Annotated in this window: 20 protein-coding genes, 1 other RNA gene and 1 pseudogene; 5 read left to right on the forward strand and 17 right to left on the reverse strand. The window is 71.0% G+C overall.

The features are described 5' to 3' along the window. The first annotated feature begins 113 nt into the window (after window positions 1–113). Window positions 114–1,076, forward strand: coding sequence for an ATP-binding protein (locus tag ATK36_RS11095; protein WP_098511170.1), 963 nt, complete (start codon window positions 114–116; stop codon window positions 1,074–1,076). 177 nt (window positions 1,077–1,253) lie between these two features. Here the strand turns inward: ATK36_RS11095 and ATK36_RS11100 are convergent, their stop codons facing one another. From ATK36_RS11100 to ATK36_RS11165, 15 genes are all read right to left on the reverse strand, one after another. Then, on the reverse strand, window positions 1,254–1,451 hold the full coding sequence (locus tag ATK36_RS11100) for a hypothetical protein (RefSeq protein ID WP_098511171.1): 198 nt from the start codon (window positions 1,449–1,451) through the stop codon (window positions 1,254–1,256). A 24-nt stretch (window positions 1,452–1,475) separates the two neighbouring features. Further along, window positions 1,476–1,964: a hypothetical protein gene (locus ATK36_RS32175; protein WP_170069691.1), complete on the reverse strand. Its 489-nt coding sequence runs from the start codon at window positions 1,962–1,964 to the stop codon at window positions 1,476–1,478. A gap of 1,406 nt (window positions 1,965–3,370) precedes the next feature. Beyond that, complete coding sequence (locus tag ATK36_RS32180; protein ID WP_170069692.1) at window positions 3,371–3,796, reverse strand: hypothetical protein; 426 nt, start codon at window positions 3,794–3,796, stop codon at window positions 3,371–3,373. A 766-nt stretch (window positions 3,797–4,562) separates the two neighbouring features. Beyond that, a complete protein-coding gene (locus tag ATK36_RS11110; RefSeq protein ID WP_098511172.1) occupies window positions 4,563–5,561 on the reverse strand; it encodes a C40 family peptidase in 999 nt (332 codons plus the stop codon). Between the two features lie 2 nt (window positions 5,562–5,563). Continuing rightward, a complete protein-coding gene (locus tag ATK36_RS11115) occupies window positions 5,564–6,154 on the reverse strand; it encodes a hypothetical protein (protein ID WP_098511173.1) in 591 nt (196 codons plus the stop codon). A gap of 3 nt (window positions 6,155–6,157) precedes the next feature. Further along, complete coding sequence (locus ATK36_RS11120; RefSeq protein WP_098511174.1) at window positions 6,158–8,221, reverse strand: hypothetical protein; 2,064 nt, start codon at window positions 8,219–8,221, stop codon at window positions 6,158–6,160. Further along, complete coding sequence (locus ATK36_RS11125; protein WP_098511175.1) at window positions 8,218–11,202, reverse strand: ATP-binding protein; 2,985 nt, start codon at window positions 11,200–11,202, stop codon at window positions 8,218–8,220. Before ATK36_RS11125 ends, ATK36_RS11120 begins: the two co-directional genes overlap by 4 nt. A gap of 3 nt (window positions 11,203–11,205) precedes the next feature. Beyond that, on the reverse strand, window positions 11,206–11,691 hold the full coding sequence (locus ATK36_RS11130) for a hypothetical protein (RefSeq protein ID WP_098511176.1): 486 nt from the start codon (window positions 11,689–11,691) through the stop codon (window positions 11,206–11,208). A gap of 12 nt (window positions 11,692–11,703) precedes the next feature. Beyond that, window positions 11,704–11,973, reverse strand: a complete 270-nt coding sequence (locus ATK36_RS11135; protein WP_098511177.1) for a hypothetical protein — start codon at window positions 11,971–11,973, stop codon at window positions 11,704–11,706. Between the two features lie 455 nt (window positions 11,974–12,428). Further along, a complete protein-coding gene (locus ATK36_RS11140; protein ID WP_098514795.1) occupies window positions 12,429–13,286 on the reverse strand; it encodes an SCO6745 family protein in 858 nt (285 codons plus the stop codon). Window positions 13,287–13,322: 36 nt separating this feature from the next. Beyond that, an RNA gene (rnpB, locus tag ATK36_RS11145) (RNase P RNA component class A) lies at window positions 13,323–13,726 on the reverse strand. 168 nt (window positions 13,727–13,894) lie between these two features. Further along, window positions 13,895–15,637 (reverse strand): glycosyltransferase family protein, encoded by a 1,743-nt coding sequence (locus ATK36_RS11150; RefSeq protein ID WP_098511178.1) that lies wholly within the window; start codon window positions 15,635–15,637, stop codon window positions 13,895–13,897. Window positions 15,638–15,821: 184 nt separating this feature from the next. After that, the gene (locus ATK36_RS11155; protein WP_245914618.1) at window positions 15,822–16,943 is read right to left on the reverse strand and encodes a bifunctional RNase H/acid phosphatase; all 1,122 of its coding nucleotides are present in this window, start codon (window positions 16,941–16,943) and stop codon (window positions 15,822–15,824) included. Continuing rightward, complete coding sequence (locus ATK36_RS11160) at window positions 16,940–17,677, reverse strand: zinc ribbon domain-containing protein (RefSeq protein ID WP_098511179.1); 738 nt, start codon at window positions 17,675–17,677, stop codon at window positions 16,940–16,942. The genes ATK36_RS11155 and ATK36_RS11160 overlap by 4 nt, the downstream gene beginning before the upstream one ends. After that, the gene (locus ATK36_RS11165; protein ID WP_098514797.1) at window positions 17,674–18,516 is read right to left on the reverse strand and encodes a Nif3-like dinuclear metal center hexameric protein; all 843 of its coding nucleotides are present in this window, start codon (window positions 18,514–18,516) and stop codon (window positions 17,674–17,676) included. Before ATK36_RS11165 ends, ATK36_RS11160 begins: the two co-directional genes overlap by 4 nt. Before the next feature lie 39 nt (window positions 18,517–18,555). Here ATK36_RS11165 and ATK36_RS11170 point away from each other — a divergent pair, with 39 nt between their 5' ends. Continuing rightward, entirely contained in the window at window positions 18,556–19,017 is a 462-nt protein-coding gene (locus ATK36_RS11170) for a low molecular weight protein-tyrosine-phosphatase (RefSeq protein WP_098511180.1), read from the forward strand. A 78-nt stretch (window positions 19,018–19,095) separates the two neighbouring features. Then, entirely contained in the window at window positions 19,096–19,926 is an 831-nt protein-coding gene (locus tag ATK36_RS11175) for an SURF1 family cytochrome oxidase biogenesis protein (protein ID WP_098511181.1), read from the forward strand. A 91-nt stretch (window positions 19,927–20,017) separates the two neighbouring features. Here ATK36_RS11175 and ATK36_RS11180 read toward each other — a convergent pair whose 3' ends face one another. Together ATK36_RS11180 and ATK36_RS11185 are read right to left on the reverse strand one after the other, a co-directional pair. Continuing rightward, window positions 20,018–20,896 carry a cobalamin biosynthesis protein CobD/CbiB gene (locus ATK36_RS11180; protein WP_098511182.1) on the reverse strand — a complete coding sequence of 293 codons (879 nt, stop codon included), beginning with the start codon at window positions 20,894–20,896 and terminating at the stop codon, window positions 20,018–20,020. Window positions 20,897–20,925: 29 nt separating this feature from the next. Beyond that, window positions 20,926–21,609 (reverse strand): FadR/GntR family transcriptional regulator, encoded by a 684-nt coding sequence (locus ATK36_RS11185; protein WP_098514798.1) that lies wholly within the window; start codon window positions 21,607–21,609, stop codon window positions 20,926–20,928. 126 nt (window positions 21,610–21,735) lie between these two features. On the opposite strand from ATK36_RS11185, the gene ATK36_RS11190 reads away from it, so the two are divergent. Together ATK36_RS11190 and ATK36_RS34410 are read left to right on the forward strand one after the other, a co-directional pair. Next, the gene (locus ATK36_RS11190; RefSeq protein ID WP_098511183.1) at window positions 21,736–22,230 is read left to right on the forward strand and encodes a gluconokinase; all 495 of its coding nucleotides are present in this window, start codon (window positions 21,736–21,738) and stop codon (window positions 22,228–22,230) included. Beyond that, window positions 22,227–22,750, forward strand: a pseudogene (locus tag ATK36_RS34410) (GntP family permease); the annotation flags it as partial. The gene ATK36_RS11190 and the pseudogene ATK36_RS34410, both read left to right, overlap by 4 nt. Window positions 22,751–22,758: the final 8 nt, after the last annotated feature.

Genomic DNA, 22,758 nt, shown 5'->3' on the forward strand with positions numbered 1-22,758 from the left:
GGCACCACCACACAGTATCCGCCCGAACGGCCGTGATCGCCCGTTCGGGTGCGAGCCGGACGGGTGTAACGTACGGCAATGAAAACCGTCTTCATTTCGGGAAAGGGTTCGCCGTGAAGATCGCGTTCGTCGGCAAGGGCGGCAGCGGGAAGACCACCCTCTCGTCGTTGTTCGTGTCCTACCTGGCCGGCGCGGGCAAACCGGTGCTGGCCATCGACGCCGACATCAACCAGCACCTCGCGGTCGCGCTCGGGGCCACCGAGGAGCAGGCGCTGGCCTGGCCGACGCTGGGCGAGCACATGCCGATGATCAAGGACTACCTGCGGGGCGACAACCCACGCATCGCCTCCGCGGACGCGATGATCAAGACGACCCCGCCCGGCCGCGGTTCCCGGCTGGTGCGGCCGTTCGAGGACAACCCGGTGTTCGACGCCTGCTTCCGCCCGCTCGGCGGGGTGCGGCTGGGCGTGACCGGCCGGTTCGACGAGGACGATCTGGGCGTGGCCTGCTACCACTCGAAGGTCGGTGCTGCGGAACTGTTGCTGAACCACCTGGTCGACGGCGCGGGCGAGTACGTGGTGATGGACATGACCGCGGGTGCGGACGCGTTCGCCTCCGGCCTGTTCACCCGTTTCGACGTGACTTTCCTGGTCTGCGAGCCCACCCTGCGCAGCGTCGGCGTGTACCGCCAGTACGCCGACCACGCCCGCGACTTCGGCGTCCGCCTGGTGGCCGTCGGCAACAAGGTGACCGACACCGACGACGTCGACTTCCTGACCGAAACCCTCGGCGACGCCCTGCTCGGCTGGATGACCACCTCCGGCCACGTCCGCGCCGCCGAACGCGGCCGCACCCGCCCGATCGGCGAGCTGGAGCAGCCGAACCTGGACACCCTGGCCAGCATGCTGTCCACTGTGGACGCTTCCGCACGGGACTGGGCCCGATACCAGCGCCAGGGCGTGGAATTCCATCTCCGCAACGCCCACGCCTGGGGCAACGACCGCACCGGCGGCGACCTCGCGGCTCAGGTGGACCCGGACTTCGTCCTGGACCCGTCGGTGGCGGCGGCTTCCTGAGCGCGGTTCTTCCGCTCCGTTCGCTCGGTGCGGGAGGATTGCCACGGCGGGTGTTTGACGTGGCGGGGTGACTGGCCGCGGGTTCACGCCGCCGGTCCCGGCAAGCTGTGAAGGGGCCCTTCACGGACTCTGAGTCCGTGAAGGGCCCCTTCACAGACTTCGGGTGGACGGTCGGGGTCAGTCGCCGTTCCATTCGCGGTCGGCCGCGTCGGCCTGGCGGTTGCGTTCCCGGGCGATGTCCAGTGCGCGGCGGGCCGTGGCCTCGTCCGGGTAGGGGCCGAGCAGGTCGATGCTGCGGCCGCGGTCACGGTGCTCCACCTCGTGCGTGCGGGTGTTGTAATACCAGCCGCGGTCCGGGTTCGGGTCGTCAGACATGGTTTCAGCCTCGCTTCCGGCTCGTCATTTGCGCCAGCGGAACGGGATTTCGGTGGGATCGCCGGTCGGCCCGAACTCCGCGCCGTCCTGCCGGCCGGGATGCTGATCGGGGTGCTGGTCGAACCACCCCCGCGACGAGGGCAGTGGCGTCCCCCGCGGCGGAGTGTCGGCCTCGTCCGAGGGAGCGGGACGCGGTCCCGGCGTGGCATCCGGCACCGGCGGCACGACCGGCTCCCGCCCAGGGAACACCGGCGGTTCCCCTCGGTAACCCCGCACCGGCGGAGGCGGCGCGACCGGCCCGGTCTCCTGCCCAGGGAACACCGGCAGTGACCGCCCACCAGACCTTTCGTCCGCACGCCGCCCACCCCCCGGCTGCGGCAACTCGAAACGAGGCGCCCCCGCGTCCGCCGGATATCCCGGTTGCGGCAGGACTCCCCCGCCCAGCTCCGGCACCCCACCGACCGGCGGCTGCCCCCCGGACACCTGCTGCGGCGGCACGGGCACTTCAACCACCGACGGTCGCGGCACCTGCGACTCCGGCTGAACTTGCGGCAGCGGAGGCACTTCCGACTGCGGCGCCACCGGCGGCTGCTGTTGTACCGGCCACTCCGCCCCACCCTGCGGCGACTCCACCACATCCGGCCGCGACGACACCGGCGCCTCAACCACCGATGGCTGCGCCTGCTCAACCTGCGGCCGCACAGGCACATCCGACTGCGCCACGACGGGCACATCAGCCACGGACGATTGCGGAACCTGCGACTGTGACGACTCCACGACACCGGGCTGCGACGCCACAGACTCACCAGCCACCGGCAATTGCGGCTGCGACGGCACGGGCACCCCAGCCACCGACGATTGCCGAACCTGCGACTGCGGAGGCAATCCCACCTCGGCCTGCAGCGACTGAGACCCTTCCGATTGCGACGGCATCGGCGACGGCGGGTGCACCGGTAACTCGGCCCCGCCCTGCGGCGACGGCACCACATCCAGCTGCGACGACACCGCCTCACCAGACACCGGCAGTGGCTCCCCCACCCCACCCCGCGGCAATGGCACCACATCCGGCCGCGACGACACCGCCGCCTCAACCACCGGCGGCCCAACCTGCGGCGAAGGCGGTACTTCCGGCCGTGATGACACAGGCACCTCAACCACAAACGACTGCGGAACCTGCGGTTGCGGCGGCAACCCCGCGCCACCCTGCAGCGACTCCACCGCACCAGGCGGTGACGCCGCGGGTGCCGATGGCGACAGCGTTACCGAGGCCGGTTGAGGACGAATCTCTGGCGGCGCCTGGGATTCGGGCGTCTGCGTGCCCACCTCCGGCGGTACTGGTGCGGGGAGATCGACTGGCCGGGCCGCATGCTCCGGCGGCGAACTCCCGCCGGAGCCCCAGGACGGCAAGCCGGTGTCCGGATTCGGCGGATGAGGCTCGTGCACATACGGCTCCGGCTGCCAGGACTGCCGGGCACGACGTTGTTCGTCTTCCTCGGGCGTGGCTGCAACGCCGGGACCGGCTACGGGCGATGATGTTTCGCCGGGCACGTGTTCAGCTACGGGTTCCGGTGCGGGCAAGGGGTTCGCCGGGACGGGCGTCCACGCCGGGATAGGAGATCCGGCCTCCGCGGGAGGATGCTGACCGTACCTCGGCTCGGCCGTCTGCTCGTGGCCGGGCGCGATCGGGTCGGATGTGACGACAGGTTCCTGACCCCGATCAGGCCTCACCGCAGGGTCACCGGCAGGCTCGGGCACGACCGCGGCATCACGACCATGAACGGGCTCCACACCGACGTCGCGACCATGAACAGCTTCGGGCACAGCAGGACCACGAGCGCGCTCCGGCGTCACCGCAGCATCGTGACCGCGAACCGGCTCGGGCACAGCAGCAGGATCATGGCCACGAACGGATTCCGGCATCACTGCGGCGTCAGGACGTTGCCCAGCACCAGCACCCCATGCCTGCCCCGGCTCAGGCGCGGCATCACGACCGGTACCCGGATCCGGCACCACACCGGCATCACGACGTTGCCCGGCACCAGCGCTCCAAACCTGCCCTGGATCTGGCGCCGCACCAGGCACAGCGCCGCTACCGGCCCCAGTACCAACGACCGACCCGACCCCGCCGACACCAACGACCGGTCCACCACCAACACCGCCACCACCGGCACCGGCGACCGGCGCCCCACCACCGCCAACGACCGGCGCACCACCAGCACCGCCACCGCCAACGACCGGCCCACCTCCACCAGCACCGCCACCACCGACCGGCACACCACCGGCCACACCGCCAGACCCGGCACCACCAGGCCCAACGCCGCCCCCAGACCCGCCCCCCGGACCACGACCGGCACCAGACACCGGCCCCCCACCCCGAGGCGGGCCGCTACCGGGGCCAGGCGGTGGCCCGGCCTCGCCCGGCCCGTGCGATCCCGTTCGCCATACGGGCGCCGGGCCGATGTTCATCGGTGCGGGAGCGACGAGCGGGCCGGGGGCGGGATGCGGGGCGGGCGCATGGGCCTCGGGGCGGCGGATCGGGTCGAGGCAGGACACCAGGACCGACGTGTTGTGCGGGTCCTGGACCTTCCGGCCGCTGCGTTCGCGGTAGACCATGCCGCCTTCGGCGTCCATCTCCACCAGGTAGCCGGCCTCGGCCAGCTGTTCCTCGTCCAGGTCCTCCAGGCGCTCGTAGCGGGACGGCACGACTCGGTAGACCGGCCAGGCGAGGCCGGCGTTCTCGGTGTGGAACTGCGCGAGCAGTGCGGCCATCTGCTGCTGCCAGGGCAGCGACATGCGCTGGGCCAGCGAGCGCGGCAGCACCACGTACCCCTCGTCCACGCCGGGCCAGCCCTGGCCGAGCAAATCGGACAGCGGTGTGCTGGACGCAGGGTGTGCGGACTGGCGCTGCGGCTGGGGTGCGCCGAACAGCGCCGCCGGGTCCGGGGACTCGCCCTGGCCGGGTTTGCCTCGTTTGCCGAATTTCCGTGCCACGTGTGTCATCCTCTGCCAGCGCGCGGCCACCTGCTCGTGGACAGGCCGCGACTTCGGGTGAATCCTGCCTCGCGCGCGGGGTGTGCGCGAGGCCGGAGCCGGTGCCTCCCGCGGTCCATGCTAAACGCCGGGACGCACCGCCTGCGGGACGACTTCGGCCTCGTCGAAGGAGAACGGCCGGATGTGCACTGGCACGCCGGTCGTCTGCGCCTCGACGATCTTGCCGTCGCCGAGGTACATCGCGACGTGGTGGATGGTCGCCGGGTCGGCCGGGTCGTTGGCCAGAAAGACCAGGTCACCGGGCTGCGCCTCGCGGACCGGCAGCATGGCGCCCGCCTTGTACTGGTCCCGGGACACGCGCGGCAGGGTCACGCCCGCCGACTCGTAGGCCCGCAGCATCAGGCCCGAGCAGTCGTAGGAATTCGGGCCGGTCGCGCCCCAAACGTAGGGCTTGCCCTGCTCGCCGAGCGCGAACTTGATCGCCTGCGCGGCGGCCTGGCTCGGCGGTAGCGCGGCGCCGGTGCCCTGCCCGCAGCCGACCGCGTCGGCCACCTGGCCGAGGCTCTCCACCAGCGAGGCCGCCATCGCCTCCCACCGGTGATAGCGATCCGGGAACCCGGAGCGCTCGACCGCCTGCGCCGCGTCGCCCGGTCGCCGGTTCTCCCAGTCCGGCACGGCGAGCAGCACGTCGAAGAACTTGTTGACCGCGTAGTTCGGGTCGGTGACCTGGGCGACGCTGCCCCAGTTCATGGACGGGCGCATCTGGAAGATGCCCAGCGAGTCGCGGTCGCCGTAGGTCAGGTTGTGCAGGCCGGATTCGGTCATCCCGGCCTGGATCGCCACCTGCCAGGCCCGCGGGGCCAGGCTGCGCTGCTTGCCGACCGAGATGATCAGTGCGACCGTACCGCGCTGCTCGTCGTCCAGCTTGGCCGCCTGCGCGCTGCCCTGTTCCGGCTGGCCCGGCTGGGTCGGGCCGATCGCCGCGTCGCAGGAAGTGTTCGCGATCCCGCCCGCCGCGGCCTGCTGCTGGTCGGTCACCACCTTGGTCACCGCGGTGGCGGTGAGCACCGCGGCGAACACCGCGGCGACCAGCACCCCGATCAGGATGGCGAGCCGCACGGTCAGGTCGCCTGGTCGTAGTCCGCCACTCGCCACCCCGCGTCGGTCTTGACCACGGTGATGCTGAGCTTGGGACCGTCGGTGGGGACAACGACGTGTACCGAACTGCCGTAGGAGGAGACGACCGAAGGGTCACCGGTCACCTTGCCGGCCGGAATGTTCGAAGGATCCACAGTGGACATCACCGGGAGGTATTCCGCGGTGGTCAGCGCCCGCATCCCGTTCAGCCAGTCGGCATTGGAGATACCGGGCGGATGGTGCACCCAGGCGGTCGCCCACTGCTTGGCGACGGTGAGCGCCTCCGGGCTCGGCGCGGCCGAATTCGGCGTGGTCAGCGGGGCGGACAGCCGGGTGGGCAGCGTCGCGGTGTCCGGCACCTGAGCGGCGACACCCGGGCGGGACGACTCGCTCGGCGTTGGGGGCGGCGCGGCCTCGCCGGCCGAGCCGGTCAGCCGCGGCACCACGATGCCGAGCGCGACCACCAGCGCGACCAGGAACACCAGCGTGCCGACGAGGTGCCGGGGCGAGCGGAGCGGGAACCCCCACAGCCGCCGATAAACCGCGGCCCGGCCGCGATGCGTGCGGATCGGCACGGATCACCGCCCCACGGCTTGGTCGGTGTCCCGTACCTCGATACCGCGCGAGGGCCGATACAGCACGAAGACCGGCTTGCCCGCGACCACCTCCGGATCCACCCGGCGAGGCCGGGCCCGTGCCCCGGGCGGGGTGAACCCGGCCTGATCCGGCGCCGGGGTCGAGTAGCCGCGGTCGGGCGAGCTCATCTGCGAGGGCACCACGACCGGTTCGGGTTCCTCGCCCCACCGCCGGTCGGCCACCGGCGAGGTGTCCACCCGGCGGCTCTCCTGCGTCGGCACCCGAGCCCCGGTCGTCACGTAATCGACCGGCTCACCGGTCGCCGGGTGGTACTGGCTGAACATCGCGGGCCCGCCACCGCCGGCGGGCAGCGCGCCGGCCGCGGACGCGGCCGTGCCGACCGCCCCGGGCCACGGCGCACCGGACCAGGCCGCGGCGGGCCGGGCCGCCCGCGACCCGTTGTCGAGCCGCTGCGCACTGGCGAACACCGCCGCCTCGGGCCGGAACCGGCCGCCGCCGACGGTCGCGCCGATCGGCCCGCGCAGGTCGCCGTCCACCACGTCGTCGGTGTCGCGGACGTTCTGCCAGAACTCGTCCTGCGGGCTCGGCCCGGATTTCTTGCGGAACCGGGAGAACAGCCCGCCGGGCGAAGGCGCCCCGGCCCCGACCATGCCCACCGACATCTCCACCATCTGCCACAGCCGCCGCACCGGGCGGCCGACCAGGAACAGCAGCACCGTGATGAGCCCGGCCAGGACCATCTGGGTGAGCAGGTTGAGCGAGGTGCCCGCACCGAAGATCGCCTGCAGCAGCAGCGCGTGCACCCCGGCCAGCACGGACAGCACGACCAGGTTGAACGCGATCCCGCCGGCCACCTTGAGCACCCGCCGCAGGATGTCCGGGTGCAGCAGCGCGACCAGCCCGATCAGCGGCGCGGTCAGCGCGAACAGCCGGATCAGCACCTGCGCGAGCAGCACCGAGGCCTTCGCGAGCAGCTGGAACAGCGAGTAGACCAGGCTCTGCCCGAGCGAGAGGAACCCGGCCCCGGTACGGCCGCCGGACTCTCCGGTGAAGTACCCGGTGGCCGGGCCGAGCTTGGTGGAGATGTCCTTGAACGCGGCCTTCTTCGCGTCGACCACGTTCTGCTTGCCGTCGTCCCCGTTACGCAGCTGGTCCCAGGTGAAGGCCTGCGCGTCCAGTAGCGGGCGGCCGAACTGCTCGGCCTGTGGCGCGCCCGGCGAACCGAACTCGCCGCGGAGCCAGTTCTTGTAGACGATCTCGTTGTGCAGCTCGGTCGGCAGGATGTGGCGGACGACCCGGTTCGTCGATTCGTCGACGAAACCGGCCTGGATGTTCGTCGTCGTCTGCACGATCGCTTTGTCGATCGGATCGAAGTACCGCAACATCGCCAAGGAGGAGGCGGCCAGCCAGATCCCGGCCAGCGCATAGAGCGAGCGCTTGCTGACCCCGGCCAGATCGCCCCGCCAGATGTTGCGGAACATGATGATCGACAGCACCAGCGCGACCAGCCCGAACAATTGCGCGTAGATGTTGCCGTAGACCTTTTCCGCGCCGGACTTCACCGCGTTGTAGATCGGGTTCAGCAGCCCGCCCTCGAGCACCGTGTAGTGCAGGGAGTTGGTCGCCCCGACGATGTTCTTGCCGAGATTGAACAGCTGATTGCCCGCCCAGGTGTCGATGGTCGAGCTGGGCGAGGCGATGGCGGACAGCGGTGAGCAGTTGGTCTGGTAGGTGCTCCACACGAACCCGGCGTAGCTGTAGTCGATGTAGGGACTGCCCGCTTCCCCGTGTCCTTCGGCCGGGTCGAGCGCACCGACCATGCCGGCCCCCGGCCGTTCCGGGTTCGGGGATTCACCGCAGGCGGCGGCGTTCGCGGACGGGGCGAACAGCACCGTCTGCATGCCGATGATCGCCACCACCGCGAGCAGCGCCGCGCGGCGGCTCGGCGGGCGGCCGGGTTTGCCGCCCTCCTTGAGCCGTCTGCGCAGCTTGTGCCAGCCGGCGGCGAACGCGAGGACGAACGCCAGCGTGCCCAGCGTGTTCACGCGGCATCCCTGCCGGTACCGCCCTTGCCGCCGGTCCGGGCATGCCGGTCCTGCGGGGTCCCGTTACCGGTGGCACTGCCGTTGCCGTTGTGCACTGCACCCTCCACCTCGCCGGTTTCCGACGCGAGCGGGTCCGGCGAACCGAGCAGCTGCTCGTCCGCGAGCCCGACCTCGAGTTCCGCCTGGAGCTCGAAATCCTGCTGGAGCTCGTCGTCTCCCGGTGGGGTGGGGACGTACTGGGGTTCCGCGCGCGGGGCGGCGAGTTCGGTGCCCGGCCGGTGCGGTGCGTCCGGGGAGCCCGGGGTGGTGTCCATGGCCGAGCGCAGGTGGTTCAGGTGCGGGCCGGAGAAGTCGACGCGGATGCGCTCCACGCCGCCCGCACCGTCACCGAAGATGAACTGGCGGGGCTCCATGTCGCGTTCCAGGCCGCGCTGCGCCGCGCCGGGGCGGCGGCCCAGCGCCGAGACGACCTGCTCGTACCCGACGCCGACCGGTACCTTCAGCAGCCGCAGCGCGTCGGCCTGGGCGTCGTCGTCGTCCAGGCGGCCGACGAACACCGAGTCCAGCAGGGCCACGAAGCCCTGGATCTTCAGGAAGTCCGCCGGGATCTGCGAGGACAGCAGCACCCGGACGTTCCACTTCCGCGAGTCCCGGGCGAACCGGTTCATCAGCACCCGCCCGGTCGGCACCTCGGACAGGAAGAACGCCTCGTCGATCCAGACGCCCTTGCGCAGTTCCTTCGGCTTCTCGTACACCGAGCGCTGGGTCAGCCAGGCGGCCAGGTTCAGCATCTCGACGCCGAGCGACTCCGCGTCGGTCCAGTACTCGCGTGGTACGCCGTCCTTGGGCAGGGTCAGCCCGGCCATGGTCAGCACGGTCATCCGGTCGTCGCGGGTCTCGGCGTAGGGGTCCGCGTCGTTCTCCGGGATCAGCAGCGCCATCCGCTCGCGCATCTCGTCCAGGAAGTCGGCGACCACGACCGCGTGCTCGTGGTGCTCGCTGGAATCCCGCCGCAGCGCATCGATGACCTGGCCCGGGTCGGCGTCGAACCGGCCGCCGACCGCGCGTACCGCACGCAGCAGCACGATCCGGGTCTGCGCCATCCGCGACACCTCGTACGGCAGCACGCCGGTGAGCACGTCGAGCACCAGCCGCCGCCGGGTCGCCCCGGCCAGCGCCTTCTCCCTGCGCCAGGCCCGTTCCGGGTCGTCCTCGTCCAGGAAGTGCTCCAGCTGCGGGTCGGCGACCACCCGGTACGGGTTGAGGATGCCCGGCTGCGCGTTGAGCAGGTTGATCGGCCGGGCGTACGGGCGGATCTCGGGCAGCTCGCACAGCCGCGACAGCGGGCCGGACGGGTCGAGCAGCGTCCAATGAGCCCCGGCCCGCAACGTCTTGTAGACGATGCCACCGCCGAGGAACGATTTGCCACCCCCCAAGCCGGCCACCATGGCGGTCAGGCCGGAACCGTCCCGGATCTCCTGTGCCATCCACGGGTCCCAGGCCACCGGACGCCGGGTCGCGGTGACCGTCTCGCCGAGCAGGATGCCGCGCCGGTCGCCGACCTCCGCGGTCGCGGTGGGCACCGCGGACGCGGTCCACACCACCGAACCGCGGCGCATGTAGGCCGCGGACGCCAGCGGCTCCCCCGGGATGAACTCGCGCGCCATCGCGTACTGCGCCTCGGGATGCTCGATGGCGATCTTCGGCTTGTACAGGTCGAGCAGCTGCTGGGCCAGCCGCAGCGCGTCCCGCTCGGTCGGGCCGGACACCGCCAGCCGCCACCACGAGCGCACCCGGGTGGCCAGCGCGGTGAAGCCCGACGTCATCTCGTCGTCGATCTCCAGCACTCGCCCGGCCTGCCGGGCCAGCAGCTGCGGCGGTTCCAGCTCGTGCTCGTCGGTGTAGTGCTTGACCTGCGAGCGGACCTTGTTCATCTGCCGCTGCAGCTCCCCGGACACCTCCTCCGGGCGGCGCACGTAGATCCGCGCGGACACCTCGACCGCGGCGGGCAGCCGGTCCGCGTGCTGCACCCACGGGTCGTCGACCTCGGGGATCTGCAGCCCGTGCATCTGGCCGACGGTGAGCACCGCGAGGTGCCGCGACACGCCGGCGTTGGACCCGGTGCGCCCACGGACGGTGACCGTGGGCGCATACGGTTCGGCGTGGTAGTCCGCCGCGTCGGTGAAGCTGGCCAGGTCCTCCGGTTCCCAGGCCGCCCCCGGCACGGCGGGCATGTTGCGCGGCGCGGGCAGCCCGAGCGAGCACGAACGGTGCATCAGCCAGGACATCTCCTCGGCGTGCACCGGGCGGCCTTCCAGCCCGGCACTGCCGATCACCCCGTCCAGGTGCTCGACCTCGGAGTCCAGCGCGCTCAGCTCGGCGTCGACGGCCTCCGGGAGGATCTTGCGCAGCACCGGCGCGGCCCGCTCGACCGCGCGGTCCACCATCCGCCGGGTCTGCACCTGGACGCCGAGGTAGACCTCCTTCTCCGCCATCGACCGGCCCATCAGCTGCTGCTGCTCGCCGATCAGGTAGTCGTCGAAGGACAGCGCGCCGGGCACGTCGCCCGGACGGCCGACCGCGTTGTGCACGTGCGCCTCGGCCCACATCCGGATCGGGTACGGCCGGTTGGTCACCCGCAGGTGCAGCCAGCGGCCCTGCAGTTCGGCGTACTGCCCGGCGATCGCCGCGATCAGGTCGCGACGCTGCGAATCGGAGCGAAACGACCAGCGTTGCGGCGCGAGCCGGTACCAGGCGTAGACCTCGTACCCGGTGCGCAGCAGGTGCCCGTCGATGCTGCGCGCGGCGATCGACGGCGTGTACGCCGGTATCGCCTGCTCACCGGGCAGCCGGCGGCCTTTGCCGCCCGCGGCACCGTTCTTGCCACTGGCCGACGGGGGCCGGACCTGGTCGGGTGTCTGCCAAGCACCCACCGGTACGTCCCGCTCCCGCTTTCCCCGGCTTCCGCCGCGACCGAACAACGACTACCTCCCGGCCCGAGCCGCGGGGCGGCTCCGGCGCGCTCGTGATGCTCCCTGTGAACCGGTCCTGGTCCCGGCGCTGCCGCGACCACGCTGATACTGCCGCCTTCTTCTCTTGTGCTTCGGCAACGGCCGCTCCGTGCGGACCCGGATCCGGCTGGCGCTCACCGCGCCGCCGGTGCCCGAGGTCCGTTCCCGGGGCGTGCGCAGCTCCTGCCCGGCCATCCCGAGCACCGTGCCGAGCGGGCGCTCGTGGCTGATCTTGGCGGTGATCAGCCGGGTGATCACGATGGTGAGCACGAACGCCCAGGCCGTGGAGAAGAATCCGAAGCTCCAGCCGGCCCAGCGCTCGATCGCGAGCACGACCAGGAAGACCGGGATACCGACCAGCCACGCCACGTAGCGGGCCCGCCAAGGGAAAGTCGCCTTCGGCGGGCCGAGCCAGACGGCATCGACCCGGTAGACCTCGTCATCGGTTCTGATCCGCACGCCGGGCCCGCCTCAGCCGGTGAACAAGCCGGCGATCCACTGACCCACGTTCACGCCGGCGCCGCTGACCGCGAGCCCGATGATCGCGAGGGCGATGACCACGCCGGCGAGCCTGCGCATCACGCCGGCGTTGTCGCCCTTGCCGCCGCCGAGCCAGAGCAGCAGCAGCGCCACGGCGAGCAACACCAGGGGAATGATGTTGTCGAGCAGCCAGTTGCGGACGTTGCCGGTGCCGAGGCTGCCGCCGGCCGCCAGCGTCTCGAGGGTGGTCATGCTCGTCATCGCGATACTCCTGGTGCGTGGCGGGGGCCGCGCGGTTCCGGCTTCGGCGAAGCTTCGAACAACATCATGGCGTCACAAGGGGTAATGGTCAAAGCGCGCTGGGTAGATGTCGACTTGTGGACGGGGTTGCGGTAGCTCCGGCTTGTCTGGAGAGAATTCCTCACCCTCCATCATCGTGGCAAGAGTGCTTCGGATTAACCCCGGCCACCCGGATTTCGCAGTGCGCCGACGAAGTCACCCTGCGGAGAACTCATCGTTCACTCTGGGTGCGCCGCCTGCCGACCTGCCGGGCCGCGACAAGTGTGGCATGCCCCGTTCGGCCGTCCCGCGCGAGTCCGGTGAGTGACGAAGGTGCTCCGCGGACCGGGCGAAAACGATCACTCAGCGGTGCGATACCGATCACGATTCCGCCCGATGTGCCCTTTTTGTTCACCACTTAGGGTGAATCACGCGGTTCAGTCGGGAATTCGCCGGCCCGGAATCGCGCCGGCTTCGAGCACCCGCCTGCCGAGCGGACGGCACAGCTCCCGCAGCCGAGCCGTCTTCTCCTCGCCGAGGTGCTGCCATGGTCCCAGCGACGCCGCGTTGGTCGCGGCCTCGACGCGCTCGCGCAGATCCCGCCCACGGCCGGTGAGGGTGCCGTCCGCGTCGAGAATCCCTTCGACGGTCAGCTCGGCCACGGCGGCGTCCCACTCCGCATCGCTCCACCCGCGAGTGCGTTTCGCCGCGGAGGGAGTGAATCCGGCACCGGTCGCGACGTGCGTGACCAACGCGGTAAGGCCGGACAGACCGTTCACCAGCAAGGCAGCGATGTGCGCGTCGCCACGGTGCTCGCGAAGGAGGGTAACCGCGTGCCACAGCACGAGATGCGGCTGGTCGGGCCACGGCAGGGTCGCGTGGGCGGCGTAGAGCGGGCGCCCATCCGGACGACAGCCCTCGGTCGCTTCGCGGGCGAGCGCGGCGGCTTCGGCGACCTCGGCGGAGGCAAGCAGCTCTTCGCCGAATAGACGGCGGTAGAGGTCGTCTACGGCGGCGAAACGGGCTTCGAGCACGGCTTCGGGTGTGGTGATGGTCCAGGCATGCGGGAGGGATCGGGCGACCTTCCCGGGATGGAAGTTGAAGAACGAAGCAGTGACCACGCCTGCGCCGACCGGCCCCATCGCCGCGGAACGACTCGCGAAATAGGCGGTCGAACCGTCTTCGAGACCGGCGGCAGCGAACCGCTGCCGAGCTTCGGGCGCGAAGTAGACGACTGCGTGGAGGAAATCGAAGGTGGTCCCGAATGCGACTGCGACAGCGGCGGCTTCACCCATATCGGCGATCATAGCGGGGATCCGAGGGAAAAATGGCGGACGAGCTGGCATGTAAGCCGGATCCTGTTCCCGACCGGCCTCGCGGCCGTCCGGGCGACGGTCATCCATCTCGGCCTGCCGTCGCCGGCAGGCTCCAGCGGCCTACCCGCAGGCTCGGGCGGGCCGCCCTCGATCGCCTGCGCAGGAGCGCCGGGCGCTCCCTCTTGGCCTTGCTCCGGGTGGGGTTTACCGAGCCATCCCGGTCACCCGGGATGCTGGTGGTCTCTTACACCGCCGTTTCACCCTTACCCTCACCGGATCGAGATCCGGCGAGGGCGGTCTGTTCTCTGTGGCACTGTCCCGCGGGTCACCCCGGGTTGCCGTTAGCAACCACCCTGCCCTGCGGAGTCCGGACTTTCCTCGGACCGGGAAACCCGGGCCGCGACCGTCCTGCCAGCTCGTCCGCCGAACCATCCTACCGGCCTGCCCGCTCCGCCCCGCACGCCCCACGCACATGAAGTCTGTGAAGGGGCCTTTCACGGACTCAGAGTCCGTGAAAGGCCCCTTCACAGCCCTGCCGTTCGGCTAGCGTGCTGTCCCGCCACGACCTGCGCGCTGTGGCTGGTGCGCTAGCCACGCGGCGGAACGGTGCCGCCCCGCGCCAGCGTCGGACCGCAATCGGCCAGTCCGTCGCCGAAACGCTGCGCCTCGACGCTCATCATGGTGGTCTCCGCGTAGTGCTGGACCGCCTTGAGCTTCGCCGGATCGTGCACCGCGTCCTTGCGCACGAAGTCGCCCTGCCGCGGGCCCTCCGGGTAGACCAGGATCGGGTAGTAGTCGCGGTCGAGACGCGGGTCGAGCGTGATGCCGTTGCCGGCCGCCCACGGACCCCAGGAGTGGATGAAGGTCGGCTTCACCTGGTCGAACACGTAGTCGCGCAGACCGGGCATGTTGTCGTCGTCGTGGATCAGGTCCGCGATCGGGGCGTTCACGAGGCCGGCCATGTCCACCAGGTCCAGCCTGCTGGTCATCGAGGACCCGCCGAGGTCGGGCAGCAGCAACGAGGCCTGCTGGAGGCCCAGCATGTCCGCGTAGGTGTTGAACCCGCGGCCGAACCGCTCGCCGACCAGGCAGGCCGGGATGGTCGGGTGCTTGACGAACTCCTCGTCGTGCTGGGTGAAACCGACCAGCGACGGGATCGCCGCGGCCACCACCACGACGGTCGCCACCGCACGCCAGCGCACCCGCACCGTGCGCAGCAGCTCGGCGAAAGCCAGCGTGCCGGCCAGGGCGCCGAGCACCCAGATCGGCGTGGCGAAGCGGAACTGGGCCATCCAGTCCGGCACGAGCACGCCGTAGGCGATCACGCCGAGCGCGAACGGCACCACCAGCGTGACCAGCGACTGCCGCCAAGGCGCCTTCCCCAGCGCCCAGACGACCACTGCCGCGAGCACCACGACGGCCGCGACCCCGGCGTACTCCACCAGTTCCCTGGGCCGGAGGACCGACTCCAGATCCGGCAGCCCTTGCTTCTTCGCCACCGACGGGTTGGCCAGCAGCCGGTGGAACTCGCTGTAGCGCCAGAGCACATAGCCGCCGAACAGCACGCCGAAGGACGCGACAGACAGCAGCGCGAACCGGAAGCTGCGCCAGAAACCCTCCCGCCGCACGCCGAACAGCAGCACGATCGGGTAATCGCCGGCATAGATCAGGCCCTCCGGCCTGGTCAGCGCGATCAGCGCGACCAGTACGCCCGCGCCGATGGCCACCTTGGGCGTGAGCGCACGTTCCCGGTGCACCGCGATGAACAGCAGCGCCGCAAGCCCCATCACGAGCAGCGCCAGCAGCGAGTTCTCCAGGCCGGAAACGATCCAGATCACGTACGACGGGATCGCCGCCAGGGTGAGGCCGGTGGCCAGGGTGACCGCCCAGGCGTGCCGGTGGAACACCTGGCGCGCCACGACATGCACCAGCACCAGGACACCCGCGGTGCACGCCAGGCCGAGCAGCTTCGGGAAGAGCACGTAGTCCGGGAGCCCGAAGAGCGTGCCGTGGTCGAACAGCCCGGTCAGCTTGCCGAGCACGAGCAGGATCATCCAGGTCGGGTTGGAGAAACCTTCGACCGGCGGCGCACCGGGCTGCAGCACCGGGCCGAGCCCGTCGGCGACGCTGCGCGCGTAGGAGAAGGTGATGGCCGCGTCGTCCACGATCCAGTGCCCGTAGCGGGTCGCGTGCCAGGCGACGGCGGCGACTCCGGCCAGCACCGCCAGCGTCGCGGCCAGCCAGCCGTACCGCAGGCGGCGCGGCGCCTCCGGGGCGGCCTCGCCGGGCAGGTCCGGTTCGGTTACTGCGGTCGGTGCGCTAGCCGTCATGTCCTCGTCACTGTATTTCGCTCGCGGTACTTGCCGAGAAACGCACGGGCCTGCGCCCCTCTGATGTCGGCCCCGCCGGGGCCCGCGCCGCGGCGCCGCGGTCGACATCGCACTCTAGCCAATACCGCACCGGGCCCCGTCCGGGCGTCGTGCCCGAGCGTGATCCGCCGCACATCCAGGCTGGTCAGGACAGGTGCGAGAGATCGTTCACCAGCCGGACGGAGGCGTTGCCGTCCGGGTAGAACTCGGCGATCGAGAGCGAGGCGAGATCGAGGTGCAGCCGGAACAGCAGCGACGGTCCGGCGTCGAGGCCGATCCGCAGCAGCGTCTTGATCGGCGTCACGTGGCTGACCAGCACCAAGGTGCGCCCGGCGTGCTGTTCGAGCAGCTCGTGCAGGGCCGCTTCGACCCGCCGGTAGACCACGTCGAAACTCTCCCCGCCGGGCGGTGCGGACGAGGGATCGCCCAGCCAGCGGCGGTGCAGGTCCGGATCGCGCTGCGCGGCCTCGGTGAAGGTCATCCCCTCCCACTCGCCGAAGTCGGTCTCGATCAGGCCGGGGTGGGTCTCCACCCGGCCGCCGGTCGCGTCCGCGACCGCTTGCGCGGTCTGCATCGCGCGGGTCAGCGGCGAGGAGACGATCGGTGGCGGTGTGCCGTCCTCGCCGATCAGGCCGGGCATCCCGGCCAGCCGCTTCGCCGCCGCGGCGGCCTGGCCCCGGCCGTACTCGGTGAGCGGGACGTCGCCGCGGCCGGAGTAGCGGCGGTCCACCGACATCTCGGTCTGGCCGTGCCGCAGCAGGAACAGCTTGGTGGGCGTGCCGCGGGCGCCGGTCCAGCGGGCCGGGGAGCTGCGGTCGACGGCGATGGTTTTCGGGGCGGGTGCGGGCGGGGGCTTGCCGGTGCCCTCGTCCATGGCCAGGTTGGCCAGCCGATCGGCGTGCGAGTTCTGCGCGCGCGGGATCCAGCCGTAGCCGACGCGGTCGAACCGCCCGGCGAGTTCGGCGGCCTGCGCGGCGAGCGGTTGCAGCGCCGCGTGCTTGATCTTCCACCGCCCGGACATCTGCTCCACCACGAGCTTCGAGTCCATCCGTACGTCCACAGTGGACGCACCAAGCTCGGCGGCCGCGGTGAGCCCGGCGACCAGCCCGGAGTACTCGGCGACGTTGTTGGTCGCCACGCCGAGATACTCGTGCCGTTCGGCGAGCACCGCACCGGTCCCGGCGTCCTTGACCACCGCGCCGTACCCGGCCGGTCCGGGGTTGCCCCGCGAACCGCCGTCGGCCTCCACGACCACCCGGTCGGTCACAGGCCGGACTCCAGCGTGCGGACCAGGATCGCCCCGCAGTTCTCGCACTGCACGACCTCGTCCGCGGGCTGGGCCTTGATCTCGGCGATCGTGTTGCGGTCGAGTTCCAGCTGGCAGGCCCCGCAGCGGCGGGCACGCAGCAGCGCGGCGCCGATGCCCTTGTGCTCCAGCGTGCGGGTGTAGAGCTTCAGCAGCGGCTCGGGAAAACGCGGGACCAGCTTCCCGCGGTCCTCTTCACGGCGAGCCTGCGTGGTGTCGAGGTCTTTGACCGCTTCGTCGCGGCGGCCGGTCGCGGCGGCCACCTCGGCGGTGGCCTTGTCCACCTCGGCCCCGGTGCGCTGTGCGTCGAGATCGAGCGCCTCGCGCCGTTCCATCAGCTCGAGCAGATCGTCTTCGAGCGCGGTCCGCCGCCGGGCGAGCGTCTGCAGTTCGTGCTCGATGTCGGTCATCTGCTTGGCGCCCACCGAACCGGACTCCAGCAGCTTGCGGTCGCGGTCCTCGCGCGCCCGTACCGACTCGATCTCCTTCTCCTGCCGTGCGATCTCCCGGTCGAGATCGGAGGCGGCGGTCTCCACGGACACGAGCGCGTCACGCTTCGCGCGGACGGTCTTCTCCCCTGCGTCGATCTCGGCGATCTCGGGCAAGGTACGGCGACGGTGCGCGACGCGCGAAAGCTCGGCGTCCACCTTCGCGAGTTCGAGCAGCTGACGCTGTACGGCGGGGTCGGCCTTCACTGTGCTCCCTGGTTCACTGCTGCGGGACGGGTTGCGCGCACGGTCCACGGGTCTGTACACCGCGTGGAGACGTGGGTGTCGACGGTACCCGCAAAGGCCGCGTCGACAAGGGCCGAGGCCTGCCCGCACCAGGGCCATTCGCTGGCCCAGTGGGTGAGCCCGACCAGCGCGGGGACGGTCCCGGTGTTCGCGAGATGCTCGCCGGCCGGGTGGTGACGCAGATCCGCGGTCACGTACGCGTCGACGCCCTCCGCAGCCGCCTTCGCCAAGTATGAGTCGCCGGCCCCTCCAGCGACCGCGACAGTGCGGATCGGCCGCTGTGGATCGCCCGCGCCGAGCACCCCGGGAACAGAGGCCGGCAATGCGGCGGCGACGCGGCGTACGAAGGCCTCGAACGACTCCGCTGCGTGCAGGTGCCCGATCCGGCCGATCCCGGTGCGCGCGCCAGGTTCGTGCGGGTCGAGCGGACGGTCTACTTCGAGCCCGATGGCCGCCGCGAGCGCGTCGGAGACTCCGGGCAGCGCCGAGTCTGCGTTCGTGTGCGCACAGTAGAGCGCGATGCCGCCACGGATCATGCGGTGTACGAGAGCGCCCTTCGCGGTGTCGGCGGGCACGCCGTGCACGCCACGGAGCAACAGTGGATGGTGCGCGACGATGAGCTGAGCGCCGACCTCTTCGGCCTCTGCGATCGTCTCTTCGACCGGGTCCACGCAGAACAGCACGCGCCGGACCTCCTCCGCCGGGTCCCCGCAGACGAGCCCGACCGCATCCCAGCTCTCCGCGAGCGCGGACGGGTAGCTACGTTCGAGTACGGCGAGGATCTCGGCTAAAGCGGGCACCGGACGATCTTCCCACGAGCCTTTGGCAGACTCGATGCAGTGACCCATGTCGTCTTCGTGTGCTCAGGGAACATCTGCCGATCACCGATGGCCGCGCTCGTCTTTCGGGCGAAGCTGGCCGAAGCGGGGCTGGCCGAGACGGTGACCGTCGCCAGTGCCGGGACCGGGCCGTGGCACGTGGGGGAACCCGCCGACCAGCGTGCGCGCGACACACTGAAGGCGCACGGCTACCCGACCGACCACGTCGCGGCCGAGGTCGACGGGGAGCATCTGCAGGCGGACCTGTTGCTGGCGGCTTCCGAAGGGCACCTGACGTTCCTGCGCTCCCGCGTCGACGATCCGTCCCGCGTACGGCTGCTTCGCGAGTTCGATCCGTCTGCTCCGGAAGGCGCCGAAGTGCCGGACCCGTACTACGGCGGCGGCGACGGCTTCGAGGACGTGCTGGCCATGGTCGAGCGTGCGATGCCGGGCTTGCTGGACTGGGTACGCACGCACGGTTGACGCCGGTATGTCCAGACCTGCGTCACTCCTGCTGAGGTCGCCGCGCGGTCTCGGACGGTGACGGCTTACCGTGGAGGCGTGCGCTTGCGGTTTCTGCTCCGGCCCGGGTGGCTGGCGTTGACGGTGGTGGTGTTCACCTTCGCCGTCTGCTGCTACACGCTGCTGGCGCCGTGGCAGTTCCGTCGCGACGGGGAACAGGTCGCACAGAACAACGCCTTGGCCACGTCGTTCACGGCGAAGCCGAAGCCGGCCGCGGAGCTGCTGCCACAGAACGCCACGCCGGACCAGAACACCGAGTGGCACCTCGTGGCGATCACCGGGACGTACCTGCCTTCGGCAGAGGTTGTCGCACGGTTGCGCACGGTTCAGGGCGAAGGGGCGTACGAGGTCCTCACGCCGCTTCGCGCCACTGACGGCACGGTGTATCTGATCGACCGCGGCTTCGTACGCCTCGACGACAAGTCCGGCGTACTGCCGTACGCAGCGGCGCCTGGCGGACAGGTCTCTCTCGTAGCCCGCGTACGCAGCGACGAGAACGACCCGAAGCACCGTGACGCGTTCTCGGACGCCTCCACGAACGGCAAGCTCCAGAGCTACACCGTCGACTCCCGAGTGGTGGCGAAGTCGTCCGGCCTGACCATCCGGCCCGGCTACTTCCAGCTCGACCAGAAGCAGCCGGGCGTGCTCGGCGCGCTGCCGCTGCCACAGCTGGACTCCGGGCCGTACTTCTCCTACGCGCTGCAATGGCTGGCGTTCGGGACCATGGCGTTGCTGGGCTGGCTGTACTTCACCATCCGCGAGCTGCGCCCGGGCGGCGCGCTGACCACCGAACGCCCGGACCGCACGCGGCGCAAGTCCGTAGCGGAGATGCTCGCCGAAGACGAGGACGAGTACACCCCGACCGCTTAAGCGCCGCCGGGCAAGTCGCCGGGCAAGTCTGTGAAGGGGCCCTTCACGGACTCTGAGTCTGTGAAGGGGCCCTTCACAGACATCCGCGCCTTCAGCGGCGGCGTAGGCCGGCGGCGAAGGCGAGCACCACCGACGTCCCGGCGGCCAGCCATCCGACGACGCGTGACAGCTCGACCGCCCGCGTCACGTGCCCGGCGTCGGGATTGCGCCCAACGCCCAGTACCGGCAGCTCCACGACGCCCTCGGGGTACTCCGTCCGGCCGCCGACGCGGATCTCCAGCGCGCCGGCGAACGCCGCCTCCACCCGGCCCGCGTTGGGGCTCGGGTGTGCGATCGTGTCCCGCCGCCAGGCCCGCCACGCGCCGCCCGCGGAGCCGCCGACCACCGGTGCCGCTACCACGGTCAAGGCGGCCGCGGCGCGCGTGGGGAGGAGGTGGACGAGTTCGTCGAGCCGGGCCACCGCCCAGTTGCCGGGGGCCGCCCGGCGGAGCACGCCGAGCGCGCGCGAGGCGAGCAGCCCGGGTGCGCCGGCGAGCGCGCCCCACAGCAACGGCGCGACAACTACTTCGGACGTGTTCTCCGCCAGAGTTTCCACGGACGCACGGGAAAGCCCGACCATGCCCAGCCCGTCGGACACCCGGGGGTCCAGTTCGGACAGTGTGCCGCGAGCCGGGGCCAGCAGGCCCTCTTCGAGGTCGCGGGCCAGCTCGGTGCCCTGGCCGACCAGCCCGGTCGCGCCGACCACCACCCAGGTGACGGCGGCGGTCGTGGCCGCCTGCAGGACCGGGCGCCCGCGGGCCGCCCGCTCGGCCAGTACGCCGGCGGCGACCGCCGCACCGGCGATGCCGAGTCCGGCCGGACCGGAAGCGATCCGCCGGAACGCGGTGACCGGCGACCGGCGCCGCGGGTCACCTAATGCCCCTTCGGCGGCCAAGCCGAGCACCAAGCCGATTGCGCGTGCCGCGCTCACCAGTAAGCCCTCCGGGACCGGGGAAGATTTCAGCCGTTGAGATTACTCGATACCGCGACGGCGATTTCGTCGCGTGCCTGCTCCACAATGTCCCGCATTGCCCGCTCCGCGCGGTCGGCTTCGCCACCGTCGATCGCCTCGGCCACTTCGAGGTGCCAGCGCACTGCTTCGGGCTGCGGTTCGGCGGGCATCAGACCGTGTCCGGTCCGCCCGGCGAGCACCTCCGCGACCACTGAGGACAACTGGGCGAACATCGGATTTCGCGACGCAGACAGCAAAAGGTCGTGGAATGCGACGTCGTGCCCCAGGAATGTTTCCAGCTCCCGCGCCCGCGCCGTCGCCTGCAAATGCACTGCCAGCGCGCGGATGCGGCCCCGCTCCTCCGGGGTGGCCCGCACCGCGGCGAACCGGGCGGCACAGGGCTCGACGGCGGAGCGCAACTCGGTCAGCGTCCGCAGCGCGAACTCCCGGTTCGCCCCGTCGAGCTGCCAGCGCAGCAGCCGCGGGTCATAGTGGTTCCACTCGTGCGGCTCGCGCACCGTGACCCCGACCCGGCGGCGGCTGCTGGTCAGCCCCATCGTCTCCAGCACCCGGACGACCTCGCGCGCCACCGTGCGCGAAGTGCCGTAGCGCTGCTGCAGCTCGTCCGACCGCAGCACCTCGCCCGGCGCCAGCTCGCCGTTCGCGATGGCGGCGCCGAGTTCGCCGAGCATCCGCTCGTGCCGATCACTGCCCACCGGGCCACTCTAGTCCGCTGATTCGATTAAGTACTACTTCTTCTTGATTAAGTAGTACTTTTGAGGTGGACTCTCCGGAGCACCAGGACGTGGGAGGTACTGATGACGGTCATCGTGGTGATGGGCGTATCGGGCGCGGGCAAGACGACGATCGGCACCGCGGTGGCCGAAGGGCTCGGGGTCGAGTACGCCGAGGCGGACACCTTCCATCCCCCCGCCAACATCGCGAAGATGACCGCCGGGCACCCGCTGACCGACGCCGATCGCGCACCTTGGCTGGTCGCGATCGCGAAGTGGATCGCCGAGCACGCCGAAACCGGCGGCGTGGTCAGCTCGTCGGCCCTCAAGCGGTCCTATCGCGACGTGCTCCGCAGCGGTGGCCCCGTGTGGTTTCTGCACCTGCACGGCGCCCGCGAACTGCTCGCCGAACGGATGAAGACGCGCAGCGGGCACTTCATGCCGGCGTCCCTGCTCGATTCGCAGCTCGCCGATCTCGAACCTCTGCAGCCGGACGAACCGGGCCGGACCTTCGACCTCGCGCAGCGCCCCGCCGACCTGGTGGCCGCCGCGCTGACCGCTTTCCGGGAGCGCCGATGACCGTCCTCGCCGCCGGCTGGACCGGCCACGACGCCAGGCTGATCGCCGCGACCGTGCTCGCCATCGCGCTCATCGTCGTGCAGATCAGCAAGGTCAAACTGCATCCGCTGCTGTAGCTGACCTCGGCTCGCCAGCGCTCGGGCTGATCGCCGGAATGCCGGTGGATGAAGAGCTTCACGAAGGGCGTCGGTGACACCGTCGCGTCGGTCGGGGTACTGATCGCGTTCGGCGCGATGCTCGGCAAGCTGCTCGCCGATTCCGGTGGCGCGGACCGGATCGTGGACACCGTGCTCGGCCGGTCCGAGGGCGCGGGCTGCCCTGGGCGATGGCGCTGGTGGCCGCGTTGATCGGGTTGCCGACGTTCTTCGAGATCGGCCTCGTGATGCTGATCCCAGTGGTGCTGCTGGTCGCGAAACGCAGCGGGAAACCGTTGCTGCTGCTGGGCATTCCCGTGCTGGCCGGGCTTTCCATGCTGCACGGCCTCGTCCCGCCGCACCCTGGACGCAGGCCTGCCGCTGGGCGCCCTGC

This window comes from Amycolatopsis sulphurea, from assembly GCF_002564045.1.
Taxonomy (GTDB): Bacteria; Actinomycetota; Actinomycetes; order Mycobacteriales; family Pseudonocardiaceae; genus Amycolatopsis; species Amycolatopsis sulphurea.

Excerpts from the sequence above, each read along its gene's own strand:
- ATK36_RS11100 (WP_098511171.1), bottom strand. The coding sequence starts at position 1,451 with ATGTCTGACGACCCGAACCCGGACCGCGGCTGGTATTACAACACCCGC.
- ATK36_RS11135 (WP_098511177.1), bottom strand. The coding sequence starts at position 11,973 with ATGACGAGCATGACCACCCTCGAGACGCTGGCGGCCGGCGGCAGCCTC.
- ATK36_RS11140 (WP_098514795.1), bottom strand. The coding sequence starts at position 13,286 with ATGGGTGAAGCCGCCGCTGTCGCAGTCGCATTCGGGACCACCTTCGAT.
- ATK36_RS11150 (WP_098511178.1), bottom strand. The coding sequence starts at position 15,637 with ATGACGGCTAGCGCACCGACCGCAGTAACCGAACCGGACCTGCCCGGC.
- ATK36_RS11185 (WP_098514798.1), bottom strand. The coding sequence starts at position 21,609 with ATGCTCGGCGAACTCGGCGCCGCCATCGCGAACGGCGAGCTGGCGCCG.
- ATK36_RS11190 (WP_098511183.1), top strand. The coding sequence starts at position 21,736 with ATGACGGTCATCGTGGTGATGGGCGTATCGGGCGCGGGCAAGACGACG.